Origin of the sequence: Burkholderia sp. FERM BP-3421 (genome assembly GCF_028657905.1) — a bacterium.
GTDB lineage: Bacteria > Pseudomonadota > Gammaproteobacteria > Burkholderiales > Burkholderiaceae > Burkholderia.
In genome coordinates, this window is sequence record NZ_CP117781.1 from 2079330 (window position 1) to 2094886 (window position 15557).

The 15557-nt window shown below is 65.7% G+C and carries 12 protein-coding genes and 1 pseudogene; all 13 read right to left on the reverse strand.

Going from position 1 to position 15557, the window contains the following annotated elements; translation table 11 throughout:
* Positions 1-36: 36 nt before the first annotated feature.
* Positions 37-2706: a non-ribosomal peptide synthetase gene (locus Bsp3421_RS12090; protein WP_273996196.1), complete on the reverse strand. Its 2670-nt coding sequence runs from the start codon at positions 2704-2706 to the stop codon at positions 37-39.
* Positions 2707-2746: 40 nt separating this feature from the next.
* Positions 2747-4498 (reverse strand): fatty acyl-AMP ligase, encoded by a 1752-nt coding sequence (locus tag Bsp3421_RS12095; RefSeq protein WP_273996197.1) that lies wholly within the window; start codon positions 4496-4498, stop codon positions 2747-2749.
* An 84-nt stretch (positions 4499-4582) separates the two neighbouring features.
* Positions 4583-5968 carry a TolC family protein gene (locus Bsp3421_RS12100; protein WP_273996198.1) on the reverse strand — a complete coding sequence of 462 codons (1386 nt, stop codon included), beginning with the start codon at positions 5966-5968 and terminating at the stop codon, positions 4583-4585.
* Positions 5961-7319, reverse strand: coding sequence for an ABC transporter permease (locus Bsp3421_RS12105; protein ID WP_273998367.1), 1359 nt, complete (start codon positions 7317-7319; stop codon positions 5961-5963). The genes Bsp3421_RS12100 and Bsp3421_RS12105 overlap by 8 nt, the downstream gene beginning before the upstream one ends.
* Positions 7320-7321: 2 nt before the next feature.
* Positions 7322-7996, reverse strand: a complete 675-nt coding sequence (locus Bsp3421_RS12110) for an ABC transporter ATP-binding protein (RefSeq protein WP_273996199.1) — start codon at positions 7994-7996, stop codon at positions 7322-7324.
* Entirely contained in the window at positions 7993-9093 is a 1101-nt protein-coding gene (locus Bsp3421_RS12115; protein WP_273996200.1) for an efflux RND transporter periplasmic adaptor subunit, read from the reverse strand. Before Bsp3421_RS12115 ends, Bsp3421_RS12110 begins: the two co-directional genes overlap by 4 nt.
* Complete coding sequence (locus Bsp3421_RS12120; protein ID WP_273996201.1) at positions 9090-9836, reverse strand: thioesterase II family protein; 747 nt, start codon at positions 9834-9836, stop codon at positions 9090-9092. Before Bsp3421_RS12120 ends, Bsp3421_RS12115 begins: the two co-directional genes overlap by 4 nt.
* 250 nt (positions 9837-10086) lie before the next feature.
* Entirely contained in the window at positions 10087-10704 is a 618-nt protein-coding gene (locus tag Bsp3421_RS12125; RefSeq protein ID WP_273996202.1) for an ATP-binding cassette domain-containing protein, read from the reverse strand.
* A 101-nt stretch (positions 10705-10805) separates the two neighbouring features.
* Positions 10806-11339, reverse strand: coding sequence for a hypothetical protein (locus Bsp3421_RS12130; RefSeq protein WP_273996203.1), 534 nt, complete (start codon positions 11337-11339; stop codon positions 10806-10808).
* Positions 11336-12013, reverse strand: coding sequence for a hypothetical protein (locus tag Bsp3421_RS12135; RefSeq protein WP_273996204.1), 678 nt, complete (start codon positions 12011-12013; stop codon positions 11336-11338). Before Bsp3421_RS12135 ends, Bsp3421_RS12130 begins: the two co-directional genes overlap by 4 nt.
* A gap of 38 nt (positions 12014-12051) precedes the next feature.
* The gene (locus Bsp3421_RS12140; protein WP_273996205.1) at positions 12052-12213 is read right to left on the reverse strand and encodes a hypothetical protein; all 162 of its coding nucleotides are present in this window, start codon (positions 12211-12213) and stop codon (positions 12052-12054) included.
* A 7-nt stretch (positions 12214-12220) separates the two neighbouring features.
* Positions 12221-13462: an alpha/beta fold hydrolase gene (locus Bsp3421_RS12145; protein WP_273996206.1), complete on the reverse strand. Its 1242-nt coding sequence runs from the start codon at positions 13460-13462 to the stop codon at positions 12221-12223.
* Between the two features lie 120 nt (positions 13463-13582).
* Positions 13583-15497: pseudogene (locus Bsp3421_RS12150) on the reverse strand (non-ribosomal peptide synthetase).
* Between the last annotated feature and the right edge of the window lie 60 nt (positions 15498-15557).

Consider the following 15557-nt stretch of genomic DNA (forward strand, 5'->3'; position numbering starts at 1 on the left):
ACTGCGCAATCTCCCCGGGTTCGATCCGGTATCCCCTCAGCTTGATCTGCTGGTCGATACGCCCCAGATACTCCAGCGTGCCGTCGCGACGGCGCCTGCCCAGATCCCCGATCGATACAGCCGGGCACCCGCTCCTCCGAACGCGTCCGGCACGAATCGCTCCGCCGTCAACGACGCCCGCCCCAGGTAGCCTCTCGCCACCCTGCGCCCCCACGTGGATTTCCCCGCCGCACCCGGCGGCACCGGCTGCCCGCTCGCGTCCAGCAGGTACACCCGGAGATCCCCCAACGGATCGCCCACGCTCCGGTGCGCCTTCTCCGGATCGAGAATCTCTCCATAGGTGACGTGCACCGTCGTTTCCGTAATCCCGTACATGTTGACGAAACGCGTGCCGCCGTCCCCCCCATGATGCGACCACCACCGGGCCAGGCGCCGGCTGTCCAGCGCCTCTCCGCCGAAGATGACCCATTTCAGGCCCCAGCCCGGCGCCGACTCGATGAATCCGGGCTGCTGCAGCAACTGGAAAAATGCCGACGGCGTCTGGTTCAGCACGCTCACGCGCTGCTCGCGCAACAGTTCGCAGAATGCGCGCGGCGCACGCGCAACCCAGTGCGGCACCATCACCAGCCGGCCACCATGCAGCAGCGCACCCCAAATCTCCCAGACCGAAAAGTCGAACGCCGTCGAATGGAAGCAACTCCACACGTCTTCGGCTCCAAAACCGAATTGCTTGCGCGTCGTATTCAACAACCGCAGCACGTTCGCGTGCGTGACCTCCACTCCCTTCGGCGCACCCGTCGAACCCGACGTATAAATCACGTACGCCAGCCGCGCCGGTCCCGCGGCGCCCTCCTCCGCCGGCGCCGCCGCGTCATGCGCCTCGAGCGTCTCGATGTCCACCAGCGGCACGCCGACGCCCAGCGCTTCCAGATCCCCGCGCAGCGCCCGCTGCGTCAGAACCACCTCGACGCCGCTGTCCTCGATCAGATAGCGCAAGCGTTGCGCCGGGTATTGCGGATCCAGCGGCACATAGGCCGACGACGCACGCAAGATCCCCAGCATGCCCACCACCACGTCCGCCCCGCGCCCCATGCACAGGCCCACGCGCTTCTCCACCCCCAGGCCCCGCGCCGACAGGCCTGCCGCCACGCGAGCGCTGCGCGACCACAACGCCCCGTAGCTCACGCTGCCGCTTTCGTCCACCACCGCAATACGCTCTCCGCCTTCCGCGACGCGCTCGCCCAGTACCTCGGGCAGCGTACGAGGATCGACGTGCGCTCCGTTCTGTTCCTCCGGGCGGGGCAACGGCTCAGGCGCCGCGCCCAGCCCAAACCGGGCGACCGAACCGCCGGAATGGTCCAGGATGCGATGAAGCACCGTCTCATAGGCGGATACGAGCGACTGCACCGCGGTCGACGACCACCGCTCGCGATCGAACTCCAGCACGAGTCCGACCTTGCCTGGATACAGGGAAAGCTCAAAGGTCAGACCGTATTTCGACTCGGCGCGGGGCAAGACCATCGACTGCCAGTGCACACCGTCCAGCGAAGCACCGATGCCATCGAGCGTTTGAAACGCAAACACATGTTCGAGCGGCACCTCGGTGGATCCATGCGCTGCCAGCAGCGGCCGAAGCCGCTCGAACGGCAGCTCCGACACATCGGCAATCGCGACGTATGCATCCCGCGACCGGCGGAGGACATCCTCGATACGGTCGTCGCCCGTCAGGCGCATGCGCATCGGCGCAAGGTTGGCCATGAAACCAACGGTCGCCTGGAAGCGTTCGACCGTCCTGCGGGCGACCGGAATGCCGATCAGCAAGTCGGAACGCCCGGTCAGACGATGCAGCAAAATCGCGAACGCGGAGAAGAAGATGTGAAACGGCGTCATGTCACGCTCGGCAGCAAACCGGCGCACGGCCTCTCGATCGATGCGCAGCGCGGCCGCGTGCGAACAGCCCGACGCCATCTCGCCCGGCGAAGGCGGAACCTCCGCTTCCGCTCCCGACGGCTCCCAGTGCGCGAGCACATCGCGCCAGCGCGACGCCTGCTCTTCTGCCCGCTGCGACGCCAGCAACGCGGACTCGGCCCGTACGAACTCGCGGAACGGCAGCGCACTGAGCGGCTCGACCGACGCGGCGCGCGGCCCCGCAGCGTTGTAATGCCTGGCGAGCCGCCGCGCGATCACCAGCAGCGCACCGCCGTCGACAATGACATGATGGAACGTGAGCGCCACAAAGCCACGGTCGCCGGAACAGCGGACGATCAGACAACGAAGCAGCGGGGCGACGCTCAGGTCGAACGGCCGCGCCACCTCGTCCGCAAGTAACGCCTTCGCCTCCGCTTCGGCGTCGGCGAGCACCGGCTGGTGCGAAAGATCGACCTCCCGCACCGCGATCGGCGCCGCCGGTTCGACCAGATGCACTGGCCGATCGTCGAGACGCCGGATCGCGCAACGCAGCACCTCGAACTCGGCCTGCACGGCGGCGAGCGCGGCCTCGAAACGCGAACGGTCGAGCCGGCCGTCGTACTCGAACGCGAGCGGCAGGTTGTAGGCAGCCGAATCCGGCCGGATCTGAGCGAGGTACCACAGGCCGCGCTGGCCTTCGGTCAACGGAAACACCTCTTTCAGATACTGGCCGTTGTCGAGCTGCGACAAGAGGAAGTGAACCTGCCTCCGGGAAAGCGATTCGAGCTTGCTGGTCATGGGACGTTGCGTCGTTCGACTTGACGGTGGTTGGCTGGAATCAAGCATGCGATTGGGCATCGAGCGGAAAATCGCCGCGAACGAACCGCTCCCGGCACTCGCGACGACGCAGCTTGCCGCTCGTCGTACGAGGCAGGCTGCCGTGCCGGACCAGCACGAGCGTGTGTGGACCGACGTCAAATTCCGCGGTCAGCGCGGTGCGCACCTTGTCGAACACGCGATGCGCATCGCCGTCGTACTTCGGAGGACGTTCCACGAGCACATGCAGCGTCTCGCGCTCCTCCTGCTCCAGCCCGAACGCGACGATCGCCGTCGCACCGAACTCGGGCGCCTCGCGGCGCACGGCCTCTTCCACGTCGACGGCATGCAGATTGCGGCCGGCGACGACGATCACGTCCTTCAAGCGCCCCGCAATGAACAATTCCCCTTGATGGACGAAGCCGATGTCGCCGGTGCGCATGAAATGCCGGGGGCTGCCGTCGGTCGACCAGCCGAATACCTCGGCCGACCGCTCCGGGTTTCGGTAATAAGCGCCGGCCACCCCCGGCCCGGCGATCCAGATCTCGCCGAGACGGCCGTCGGGCAGCGGCGCACCTGCTTCGGACACGATGCGCACCTCGGTAGGCGCGCGCCACGCGCCGCAACTCACGAGACGGCGAGCGCCCGGACCATCCGCCGACGGCAACGCCTCGCCACGGTCAAGCAAGCGGCGCTCGAAGCTCGCGACGCCGTCCAATCCGGATCGCCGGCCGGCGACCCAGAGGGTCGCCTCCGCCAGTCCGTAACACGGGTAAAGCGCGGCCGTGCTCAGGCCGGCGGGCGAGAACGCATCGGCGAAGCGCTGCAGCGTCGCGGCCTGCACCGGCTCCGCGCCGCAGAATACGAGCCGCAGCGACGAAAGATCGAGACCCGCGCGCGCCGCTTCGGGAATCCGGGAAACGCACAGGTCCAATGCGAAGTTGGGCCCGCCGCTCACGTCGACGCGGAACCGATCGATTGCCTCGAACCAACTGCGCGGGCGCATCAGGAACGTCATCGGCGAGATCAGCACGCAGGTCATGCCGGTAGCCAGCGGCACCAGCACGCCCGCCAGCAATCCCATGTCGTGGTAGTGCGGCAGCCAACTGCAGCTGACCATAGCCGGATCCAGCTCGAATGCGGCCGCGATGTCAACCGCGTTGGCCATGACATTGGCATGAGAAATCTCGACGCCTTGCGGATTGCCGGTCGATCCGGACGTGTACTGCAGATAGGCGAGCCGCGGCAACGGCGAGATGCCGAGAGGTTCCGGCGTATCGTCGAACGTGGACGACAGATCGTCGATCGAGAGCCACTCCAGGTCGGCAAGCACCGGGTCGGTGGTGATCCAGTTTTCGCAACGCGCGATCGTCTCCGCATCGGCAAGCGCCAGCGTCGGTCGCGCGCTCGCGGCCACGACGCCGGTCGCACGCGCCTGTCGGGCGTTGCGGGGCGGCGCGACGGGTACCGCCGGCCGCCCCGACGCCAGGCAGGCCAGGAACGCGACGATAAAATCGAGGCCCGTCGGAAAAATCAGCAGGACCGGCGCATCCGGATTGGGCTGGAAGGCCAGCGTTCGCGCCAGCCGGGCAACCCGGCGACGCAGCGCGGCGTAGGTCAACGAGCTGCAATTGTCGCCGTCGACGACATGAAAGGCGGTGCGCTCCGGATCGGTGTCGGCCCACCGCAGCAAGGAATCGATGATGGTCGCCTTCGATTCGGCCCGCGCGCCGTCTGTCATACCCGGGTCCGGCAACGGTGCGGCGATCATCATGCGTTCCCCGTTTCGAGATCTCGATGAGCGGCCGGCGCCGTCGATAGACGGTTTTCCTGCAACCGACACGCCGCAAGCGATGGATTACGCAGGATTTGTTTCATCGGGATACCTCTTGGAGGGTGACGGAAACAACAGGCCAAGTCGATTGATTGCCACATCGACCTCGGCCACCGATACATTCAGGAGTGCAATCTGCTCTTCGGATTTCGCCTCATCCAGCGCAATCGAAGTGCCAGTCCCGGACGCCAGGCGCTGCGCGGCCAGCGCGCGACGTGCGCTGGAAAGCTTGAGACGGCTGCTCGACAGTTCAAGTTGGGTTTCCGCACCACGCACCAGCATCTCGCTCTTTCGCCGCGCCTTGGCCAGATCCTCCGCCACCTGTTGGTTGCGCCAGCTGATACGTTGCGCCTCGGCCCGGCTTTCGTCGACCCGGGAGCGGGTGTACCATCTGTCGAACAAGGTGTAGGTAAACTGAATGCCGACGATAAAATCGCGACGGCCGACGTGACTGAAGTTCGTGTCCGTATTCGAGCGACTGATGCCGGTGTACTGGGCAAACAGGCTGACCTTGGGCTTGAAGCCGGCCCGCTCGGCGTCCACATGGGCATAGGCCGCCTCCAGTTCATACCCGCGCCTTTCCATTTGCGGATCGCCGGCGGCAAGATGCGCGAGCATCTCCATGTCACCGGCGAGGGTCGACTCGAAACGGCATGCGACCTCCGGCGAGCCGCCGGGTTCATCCGGCCTGGAAAGATCGGCGAGAAACGCCGCGTACGAAGTCTGGACGTCGATCGACCTCGAACGAACCTCCAGCTCGCTCTCGGTCAACGCCAGTTGCGAAGCCTGATTCTCGATATCCGACACGCGCCCACCGGCGTATTGCCGGGCGGAATACCCTGCTTTCGTGACGGACAATGTCAGCCGCTGCGCGGCGAGTTCGTGCAACAGACAGTCCCGCCGCAGTTGCAGATAGCTCGACGCAACGTCGTGCGCCACCGCCCGCGATGCAATATCCCGCTCCGTCTCGGCCGCCTTCTCGCGCAGATGCGCCTCCGACAGCGCCGCTGAATCGTAGCCGCCGTTGTACAGGTTGTAGTCGATACGCAGCGCCGGCGTGAACTGGTACTTCGGCACCGAGCGGGTGATGTCGACGGTAGACATCAGACCGATCGAGGGAATCGACACCGATGCCTGGGTGTCGCTGAACGAATCGAAATTATTCGTGTGCAGCAGATCGGCCTTCACGCTCACCGTCGGCCCAAAGTTCGAGCGGGCCTGCCGCACGCGGGCCGAGGCGCCTTGCGTGCTCGCGTCCGCGACCTTGATCGCCAGGCTGTTCGAGGTCGCGATGTCGACCGCCTGCGCGAGCGTGTGGGGAATGAGCGTCGCCTGATCGACAGAATTGGCCCATGCCGGCGCGGCAATCGCGCACCCGCACATGAGGAGCGCGGACAGTCGGCTACTCATAACGCAACGCCTCGACCGGGCGCAGCTTGGCTGCGCGATACGCGGGATAGAAACCCGACACGACACCGACAAACGCGGAAATCACGAGTGCCAGCACGATCATCGAAATCGACGGCGCCAGCGGAAAACCGGTCAGCTTCACGATGAGCACGCTGGACAGCAAGCCCAGCGTGACACCCGCCACGCCGCCGAGCAGGCTGATGAAGCCTGCTTCCAGGAGAAACTGGGTAAGAATCGCGCCGTCGCTGCCGCCGATTGCCTTGCGCAGGCCGATCTCGCGCGTCCGCTCGAGCACCGACGTGCTCATGATGTTCAGGATGCCCAACCCGGCGACCAGCAACGAAACGGATGCCGCGATGATGCCGATCTTGGATACGCCGCCGAGAATCGCATTTGCGGTGCCGATGTATTGCTCCATCGTCTCGGCGTGATAGTCGTAGTCGTCGCGGTGACGCCGCTTGAGCAGGCTCGTCACCTGGGACGTCGCGACGCTTGCCCGCTCCTTGTCGCTCGCCAGCGCGCCTTGCAGCATGTCGATGGCCGTGCCGCCGTTGAGCGCCTGCACGCGCCCGTACGGCACGAGCAGCCGGCTGTTCGTGTCCTGCCCGCCCGCGGACCCGATGCTCGACAACAAGGTCCGGTCCTTGCGGGCAAGCACGCCGACGACTTCGAACTTGAGATCGCCCAGTTGGATCTCTTGCCCGAGCGGGTCGATCTGGTCGCCGAACAAATCGGCCCGCACCCGTTCACCGATCACGACGACCTTGCGGCGCCGCTCGAAATCTCCAGGTATGAAACCGCGGCCCACCGAGATCGAATCGTTGTTGATCTCCATGTAATCCGCGCCGACCCCTTCGATTCGAACCTGACTGTAGCGGCGCCCCGATCTGATCACATTCGACAGTCCCTGTCCCGCATAGACGACCGGCGTGATTCTGGCGAGCGCATCGCAGCATCCTGACTGAACGATGGCCTGATAGTCGTCGTTGTCGATGCCGGTGCCCGCGCGAACGATACGGCGCGGATCGGTCATGGTCCGGTCACGGTAGATCCATACCGACCGAAGACCAAATGTCTGCAGCTCCGAGTCGACGACCTCGCGTCCTCCCCGGCTGACCACGCTGATCAGGATGACGGCCGCGATGCCGATTGCGATGCCCAGGATGCTCAGCCCCGAGCGCAGCCGTCGGTCGCCGAGGCTCAGCAGCGCCTGCCTGGCGACATCCAGCCAGAGCTGCCATAGATCGCCGACGCGGGCAAGCGTCGCGCGAGGCGTGCCGGCGTCCGCGCGCTCCGGACCGCTCTCGCGCGAGCCGCCGGACACATCGCGCGACGAGTCGACTCTTCGCATGCTCACGAGCGGGAGTCCTCCACCATGACGCCGTCGCGCAGCCGCAACACGCGCTCCGCATGCGCGGCAATCTCCAGTTCGTGCGTGACCATGATGATGGTCTTGCCCTGCTCATGCATGTCGCGGAACAGCGCCATGACATCCTGGCCCGACGTCGAATCCAGGCTGCCCGTCGGCTCGTCGGCGATGATGATGTCGGGTTCGTTGACGATCGCGCGCGCGATCGCCACGCGCTGCTGCTGGCCGCCGGACAGTTCGGCGGGAGAATGATCGCAACGCGCCTGCAGCCCCACGCTCGCGAGCGCCTCCCGCGCGCGGCGCGCGCGCTCGGCCGGCGCGATCCCCGCATACATCATCGGCAGTTCGACATTGCGCTGTGCGCTCAGTCGCGGGATCAGGTTGAAGAGCTGGAACACGAACCCGAATCGGCGATTGCGGATCCGGGCCAGTTGCCCGAGGCTCACGTTGTCGATGCGTTGTCCGGCCAATTCGTATTGGCCTTGGTCGAGCACGTCCAGACAGCCGAGCACGTTCAGCAACGTCGACTTGCCGGACCCGGACGGCCCCATGATCGCGACATAATCATGTTCGGGGATGTGGACCGATATGCCCTTCAGAACGTCGAGCGACGTTTGTCCGCGATGATAGGTCTTACGCCCGTCGGTAATTCGGATCATGGCTTCCCCCCGATGGGCGTCGAAGCAACCGGCGCGCCCTCGCGCAGAGGCGTTCCGCTCGCGACGACCACGAACTGCCCCGGCTGCAGCCCACCGAGTACCTCTGCATAGCGATCGCCGATGATCCCGGTGCTGATCGGCCGCAACGCCAGCTTGCCGCCGGCAACGACCCAGACCACGCTCCTGCCGTTCCGCGTGACGAGCGCCTCGGCCGGCACGCGGACCACGGCGTCGCGCGAGCGCACGACGATCCTGATGTCGACCTGCTGCTGGGGGCGCAGTGCTAATCGCTGATCGGACAAGCTGATCCACACGCCCAAATAGTCGGTGCCGTTCCTGTCGCGGATCGCTGGATCGATGCGCAGCACGCGCTCATGCGCAATGACGTCCGGTTCGGCGTCGACCGAGACCCATGCCGACAGGTCGGCTCGCATGAGCGGCGCATCGGCCGGCTCGACCCGAGCCAGGATCTGCAGCCCCTTCGTCGGCGTGAGCACCAGCAAGGTCTTGCCTGCCTGGACGTATTCACCGGGATGGATCGACCGATCCGTGACGGTTGCTGCCAGCGGCGCCTTCAGGACGTATCGTTGCGCACGCATGCGCGAGAGACTCAAGTCGGCGCGGGTTCTGGCGCGACGCGCCTCCTCGATGCTCAGATCGGCCTCGGCGTCCCGCACTTTCTGAAGCGCTTCGCCGCCTGCCTGCCAGTCCTTCCGCACATCGCTCAGGCGCGACTGCTTGCTCGCCACCTCCGCGTCGGCCCGACGCAGCTCGGCCTCCTGGGCGCGCAGGTCGGCGATCGCTTCGGCAGCGTCGATCCGCAGCAACGGCGTGCCGGCCTGGACCTGGTTGCCCACATCCACGGACACCGCTTCCGCGCGTCCGGACACCTCCGCGGCAACGTCGACCTCATCGCGGCTGGACACGACGCCGGTGACGCGCACCTGTTCTTCCACCGGCCCCCGGTCGACCGACAGCCGACGCACCGCGAGCCCCTTTTCATCGTGCGGGCCCGCGGTCAGCCATAGCGCGACCGCGACGCCCATCGCTGCGACCGACACCAGGACAATCCGCCAGAGCGCTTTTTTCATCATCATGCGATCGGCTGTTGCTCGGGCGCGTCCGACCAGGCGAGAACCCGGGACAGCGTATCGCGCACGCGGCTCAACAGTTCGGCGTGAGCACTGTGAATGAAAAAATGCGAACCTGGCAGTACGAAGGATTCGAACGCGCCGGTCGTTTCGAATCGCCAATCCGTCATGCGGTCGCCGCTGTGACGCCTGTCGTCGATAGCGCTGAGCGCGGTGATATCGGCCGCCAGCGGCGCCGCGCGGCGATAGCGATAGTTTTCACACATCTCGAAGTCCGCCCGTATCGTCGGCGTGAGGAAGGTCATCAGCTCGGCGCTGTCGAGCACTTCGTCGGGCGTGCCGCCAAGCTCGCGCAGTGCCTCGATAAGCGCGTCGTCTTCGAGCGTGTGAACAGGCCGGGTCGCCGTTTTCAGACGCGGCGCGTGATGCGCCGAAACGAACAAGTGGGCAAGCATGCCGGGCCGACGCGCTTCGATCACTTTCGCCAGCTCGAAAGCGAGCAAGGCGCCCATGCTGTGACCGAACAGGCATACCCGGGATGGCGCGAGGCGTTCGAGTTCCAGGTAGAGGTATTCCGTCGCACGCGCCATGTCCCGAAAGGCCGGTGCGCCGCATCGCTTGCCCCGCCCCGGCAATTCCGGCGCGCATACCATGACGCGCGGATCGAACGCAGCTGGCCAGTCTCGGTAGATTCGGCTGTCCCCACCCGCATACGGCAGGCAGAAGAGGGTCGTCTGTGTTTTCGTCATTCGTCAGCGATAAGCCAGAAAACATATCAAGCGTTCTTCGGATCGAAACGCGGGTCCTTCGGGCATCCCTTCACTGCCTTATCGATGCCGGCCGGGCAACCGATGGGCTCGCTCGCCGGCAACTCGCAGGCGCGAGTCGTCCCCCGACGGGCGTACGCCATCGTTCAGAATCTCGATATCAAATTTGCGAGGGCCGTCGTTCAGCGTCGCGCCGTCCGCCCGCTCTGGTAAGACGCGTTGCCCGCGAGGTTCAACGCATCGACTGATCCACTGCTTCCGCTGCCGCGCCTTGAGCCGCGCCGTCTCGCTGCGCAGCCTGCAGCGAAACCACACGAACCCCAGGCGCGTCCACGATGTCCGTGTCGTGGGTGGCGACGAGCACGCACCCCGCCGCCGAACGATGAGTCAACTCGGCGCGCAGGAAATCGAGCGACCGGGAATCGAGGCCATTCGTCGGCTCGTCGAGGAACAGGACCGGCGCGTCGCCGATGAACGCGGCCGCGATGCAGAACTTGCGCCGGGTGCCCTCCGACATGTCACCGAACGCCACGCGCAGGTGCGGATTCAACAAAAAACCGTCGACCACATCGCCGCCTGCCGTGCGTGGAAGGTTCTTCGCCGCGCGCACGAGATCCAGCATGTCGCTCCCGGTCATGAACGGATAGATATGGCGGACGTCCGGCATATAGCCCACGCATGCGCGCCCTTGCAAATCGTCGTCGTTCAGGAGATGGCCGCAGATGAATGCATTTCCCCGATCGGGATCGAGCGCACCGGCGAGAATCGCCAGTAAAGTCGATTTACCGACGCCGTTGGGCCCCACCAATGCATGCAGGCCGATTCCCAACTCGAGCGAATAGTCGTTCAACACGCTGCGCGAACCGAATGACTTGCAAACACCAACAGCCCGAACCAGAACCGCGGCACGCTCGTTCGCGCGAACATCATTTACGAATTCGTTTTGATATATCACGTGGAGATTCTTCCGATCAGCGATAACACCATCATCGACCAACCCATCAGAACGATAACAGCCCATCCAAACGACATTTCGGGAGCAGCGGTAAACATAATTCCGAATGCGATTAAAATCAACCAGTATGAGACGATTATCGAAATTAATTCGGCGAGGGAAAAAAGATGCAATGAGAAAGCACCCGCAAACAACGGTATGACGACAGCGATGCCGATCAGATTGAATGCCGTGACATCGGCAACGCTCCACCACCAGGCGCGGCGCGGCAGGCTGCGCAGCCACGCTGATTGGGCGTTGCGCCGGCGTGCGAATTGCGCGGGCAGGCCCGACAGCGCCAACGCGCCCAGGCCGAGAGCGACGACCAGCAGTTTCACGGCGTCCGCTGGATTGTTCAGGTGCCTCAACAACCAGGGCAACGCCGCGGCTGCCGTCGCGATGGCGGCCAGTCGGGCGATGAGGAAGACGCCCTGCTCGCGCACGGCGCAGCGCACCGTCACCTCGATCGTCCGCCCGAGAAAGCGCATCATGTCGTTCTCCCGCGGGCGGGCCGAGACGACCGGTGCGGCCAGGGCCGCCGACCGGACAGCACGGCGATACAAAAAACGACGCCTGCGCACGTCAATGCAATGGCCGGTGCACGGGACTGAACCCAGAGCGCGATCGAGAGCCAGGCGCACGCCGCGACGGCCATCGCGATGCCCTCCCAGGCGCGGCGCAGCGTGGCGATTTGAACGAGCAGGCACGCGCCGAACGCAAACGCGATGCGCAATCCGTACAGCGCCATGCAGCCGTGATCCGTCGCGCTGCAACTGGACGATTGAGCCATCCCCGAACCGAGCGACGCGCACAGCGGGAAGTTCGCGATCAGCAACACCAGGGTGTCCAGCCGCCTCAGTTCCGCGCGCGGGATCGGCAAGCACCGCAGATAGCCGTAGAAGCCGCCCCCGCCCAGGGATCGTCTGAACGCATGCGCCCATGAAGCGGCCCCGGCCGCCAGGAGCGCCATGCCTGCCAGGGCCTGCGCGACCGAATGCGCGGTCGCGCGACCGATCGCCGCGAACGGCCAGCCGACGAATTCCACGCCGAACGGAAGCAGCGACAACAGGATGATCACGACATCCCGGTGGCGACGGAGGTCGGATGCCAGGTCATGCCGCAACAAGCGCAGCCGCAATCGCCACAACATTGGCCAGGTTCGCATGTTTCCCTTGTTTCAAGCTCGTTCGCGTTGCCCGCTCGTCACGCCTTGCTTGGCGCGATCAGTACGGCGATCAAGGCCAGCGGCCCCAGAATGAAGCCGGCAATCGTCCAGAATGTCGGATTCAAGCGTTTTCGAATCGCCACATATCGAGACAAAACAAGACACACCACCATGAGAGCCAGAAAAATAAATAATGTCATATCGCCATCAGTTCAGTAAGTTGAAGTCCATGGCAATCGTCTTTAAAGACGATTGATCATCGATTGGACCAATCAGGCATTTTCTCACCAATGAATCGATCCGCGTTATTCCGGGATTCCTCATTACGCTCCGATGAGTTCCCGGCACAATGTCGTGCTTCACATTAGCCAGGATCTTTTTCCAGACGGAGCGATGATCCGCATTGTCGGCATTCTCCGACCAAATCACTCTGCCCGGTCCGTCATAGTCCAACGGACGATAGTGCCACAGCGCGTTCAGATTGCGGCGGAACCGACTGAAGCGCTCGCGCAGCGTGGCCAGCTCAATTGTCCTGGGTAGTACGCCTTGATCGAGCGCCAGACGATACAGTTCTTCCAGCGTGGACGGCACGGTCGGCAAGTCCCGCCCGGCGGCCAGGTCGAATGCGGACCGCCACTCCTGCATGAACAGCGCGAGGATGACCTGCTCTCTATTGTCGGAAATCGGGACATCGAGATCCGCCGGCTCGATCAGCACGAGTTCCGCCGCCGCCCCGGCCGCACGCAACGCCCGCGCGGTCTCGAGCGCAACGCAAGCGCCGAAGGACCAGCCGAGGATCACCGTCGGGCCATCGCCGCGCCCTTCATTCAGGATGGTCCTGGCGAACGCGTGCCCACGCGCCTCCAGTTCCGCCTGTTCCGGTTCGAGCGCGCCGCTTTCATCTCGCAAACCATGAACCCGACAGTCCAGGCGGCTCGCCAGGGGACGATAGATGCCGACCTCGCCGGACAGCGTGTGCGCACAATAAACTCGACCACCGCCGTCATGCCCGCCGTGATTGAGCGGCACGAGCGATCCCGCGGGCAGGCCCCCGCCGTGCTCCACGCGCCCGGCCAGCATGGCGGGCGAAGGGAACATGAACACGTCGCGCACCTGGATCTGCAGCTTCAGCCGTTCGCGGATCACCGTCGTCAAGCGCACCGCGGACAACGAGTTCCCGCCAAGATCGAAGAAGCTGTCCTCCACCCCCACCGGCCCGCACGCCAGCACCGCTTCCATGCACCGGCACAGCTCCGCCTCGGTCACGCTCGCCGGCCCGCCCTTCGCCTCCACACCCCCGTCCTCGACCGGCTTGAGCCTGCGACGATCCAGCTTGCCGTTCGCCGTGCGCGGCAACGCCTCCAGCCGATGCAGGCCCCGCGGCTGCAGATAGCCCGGCAGGCGCGCTCGCAACTGCCGCCTCAACTCCGCCGCCTCCACCTCGCCCACCACATACGCGTCGAGCGCATTCCCTCCGCCGTCCCGACCACCGCCACCGCCGCCGCGCTCACCCCTCAACCCCAGCAGCGTCGCCTCCAGTCCCCGGCTCCACCCGCACGCCACGGATCTTCACCTGCTCGTCCTGCCTTCCCAGATACTCCAGGCATCCGTCCGGCCGCACCCGGACACGGTCTCCCGTCCGGTACAAACGCGCTCCGCGCCACGGATGCGGCACGAAACGTTCCGCACTCGCACCCGGACGACCCAGGTAGCCCCGTGCCAGCCTCGTTCCTCCAACGTACGCTTCCCCGATCCGCCCGCTATGCTCGGCATCATCCCTTCGTCCAGCACGTACAGTTCCGCACCTTGCAGCGCCTCGCCGATCGGCACCCGCGCCCACGGCTGCGCCGTCTCCGCCACTTCGCCCCGCGCGCACACCGTCACCTCGGTCGGTCCGTATGCATTGATCAGCCGACGCCCCTCGCCCCAGTCCCGCACGATCTCCCAGCTGCAACGCTCTCCCGCGCTGACCAGCGTGCCCAGCGCCGGCAGCCCCCCGCCCGGCAACAACTGCAGCAGCGCCGGCGGCAGCGTCGCGTGGCTGACCGCTTCCTTCTCCAGCCATGCCACCAGACGGTCCGCTTCCTGCACGTCCTCCGCCATCACCAGGCACGCGCCGCTCAGCACGCTCGTAAATATCTCCGACACCGACGCATCGAAACCGATCGACGCAAACTGGCATACCCGGCTCTCGGCGCCGATACCGAAGGCCGCGATCTGAGCCTGCGCCAGCTCCAGCAGCCCGCCCCGCGTAATCGACACGCCCTTGGGTCGGCCCGTCGAACCCGACGTAAATCACATAGGCCAGACCCGCCGCCGGCATCGCCTCATCGCTGTATTCCGCATCGCGCTGCTCCGCGCCTTCGGCTTCGCACGCCGACAGCAGCACGCTCGCTTGCGGCCCGATCCGCTCGACCAGCGCCTCCGTCGGCCCGTGCGTCAGCACCAGCGACAGGCCGCTATCCTCGCGCAGCATCCTCAAGCGCGCTTCCGGCAGTTGCGGGTCCAGCGGCACGTAGGCCGCATGCGCCTCGAGAATGCCCAGCATCCCCACGATCAGATCCGGCGTGCGCTCCATGCACAGGCCGATCCGCGTTTCCGGCCCCGCGCCGCGTTGCCGCAGCGCCTGCCCCACCGCGCGGGCACGCCGCCAGAGCGTCGTGTAGTCGAGGTGTTCGCCGGCTCCGCTCACCGCCGAACGCGCACCATGCCGCCGCCCCGATTCGCGCAGCGCGCGCAGCAGATCCCCTGACGGCGCCAGCCCCGGAACTCGCCGGGGTTCCGGTGCAGCCTCGCATCGACTGATCCGACGCGACGGCGTCCGGACCAGTTCCGCCAACAGCCGCGCATACCCATCGGCCAATGCCGATGCGCTGCCCGGCGCAAACAGGTCCGTGTTGTATTCGAGCGCCGCGTACAGGCCCTGCTCGTGCTCGGTCAACTGGAGGCTCAGGTCGAACTTCGCGGTTCCCGGTTCCATCGGTTCCGCCTCGATGCGCAGTCCGGGCAGGTCGTGCCGGTGCTGCGGCGTGTTCTGCAGCACCAGCATCACCTGGAACAAGGGCGCGCGGCCGAGATCGCGCTCGGGCTTCAGCTCCTGCACCAGCCGCTCGAACGGCAGGTCCTGATGCTGCTGCGCCTCCAGCGTCAGCTCCCGGACCCGCGCCAGCAGCGTGTCGAAGCTCGGATCGTCGCCCACCTCGCAACGCAACACCAGCGTGTTCACGAAGAACCCGATCAACCCTTCCAGCGACTGTTCCCGACGGTTCGCCACCGGCGTCCCGACATTGAGATCGCTCTGCCCGCTGTACCGCCACAGCAGCACGTAGAACGCCGACAGCAGCACCATGAAGACGCTCGACTGCGATTCCGACGCCATACGCTTCACATCCGCCAGCACCGTCCCGTCCAGCTCGAAGCTGTGCACCGCACCCCGGTAACGCTGCACGCTCGGACGCGCGTAGTCGGTCGGCAATTCCAGCACCCCCGCTGCTGCCCCGCAGCTGCTCGCGCCAGTACGACAGCTGCTGTTCCAGCCGCGCGC

Bases quoted from the DNA above. Each gene is read 5' to 3' on its own strand.
- Bsp3421_RS12090 (WP_273996196.1), bottom strand. From the start codon at position 2,706: ATGACCAGCAAGCTCGAATCGCTTTCCCGGAGGCAGGTTCACTTCCTC.
- Bsp3421_RS12095 (WP_273996197.1), bottom strand. From the start codon at position 4,498: ATGATGATCGCCGCACCGTTGCCGGACCCGGGTATGACAGACGGCGCG.
- Bsp3421_RS12135 (WP_273996204.1), bottom strand. From the start codon at position 12,013: ATGCGAACCTGGCCAATGTTGTGGCGATTGCGGCTGCGCTTGTTGCGG.
- Bsp3421_RS12140 (WP_273996205.1), bottom strand. From the start codon at position 12,213: ATGACATTATTTATTTTTCTGGCTCTCATGGTGGTGTGTCTTGTTTTG.
- Bsp3421_RS12105 (WP_273998367.1), bottom strand. From the start codon at position 7,319: ATGCGAAGAGTCGACTCGTCGCGCGATGTGTCCGGCGGCTCGCGCGAG.
- Bsp3421_RS12110 (WP_273996199.1), bottom strand. From the start codon at position 7,996: ATGATCCGAATTACCGACGGGCGTAAGACCTATCATCGCGGACAAACG.
- Bsp3421_RS12115 (WP_273996200.1), bottom strand. From the start codon at position 9,093: ATGATGATGAAAAAAGCGCTCTGGCGGATTGTCCTGGTGTCGGTCGCA.
- Bsp3421_RS12100 (WP_273996198.1), bottom strand. From the start codon at position 5,968: ATGAGTAGCCGACTGTCCGCGCTCCTCATGTGCGGGTGCGCGATTGCC.
- Bsp3421_RS12130 (WP_273996203.1), bottom strand. From the start codon at position 11,339: ATGATGCGCTTTCTCGGGCGGACGATCGAGGTGACGGTGCGCTGCGCC.
- Bsp3421_RS12120 (WP_273996201.1), bottom strand. From the start codon at position 9,836: ATGACGAAAACACAGACGACCCTCTTCTGCCTGCCGTATGCGGGTGGG.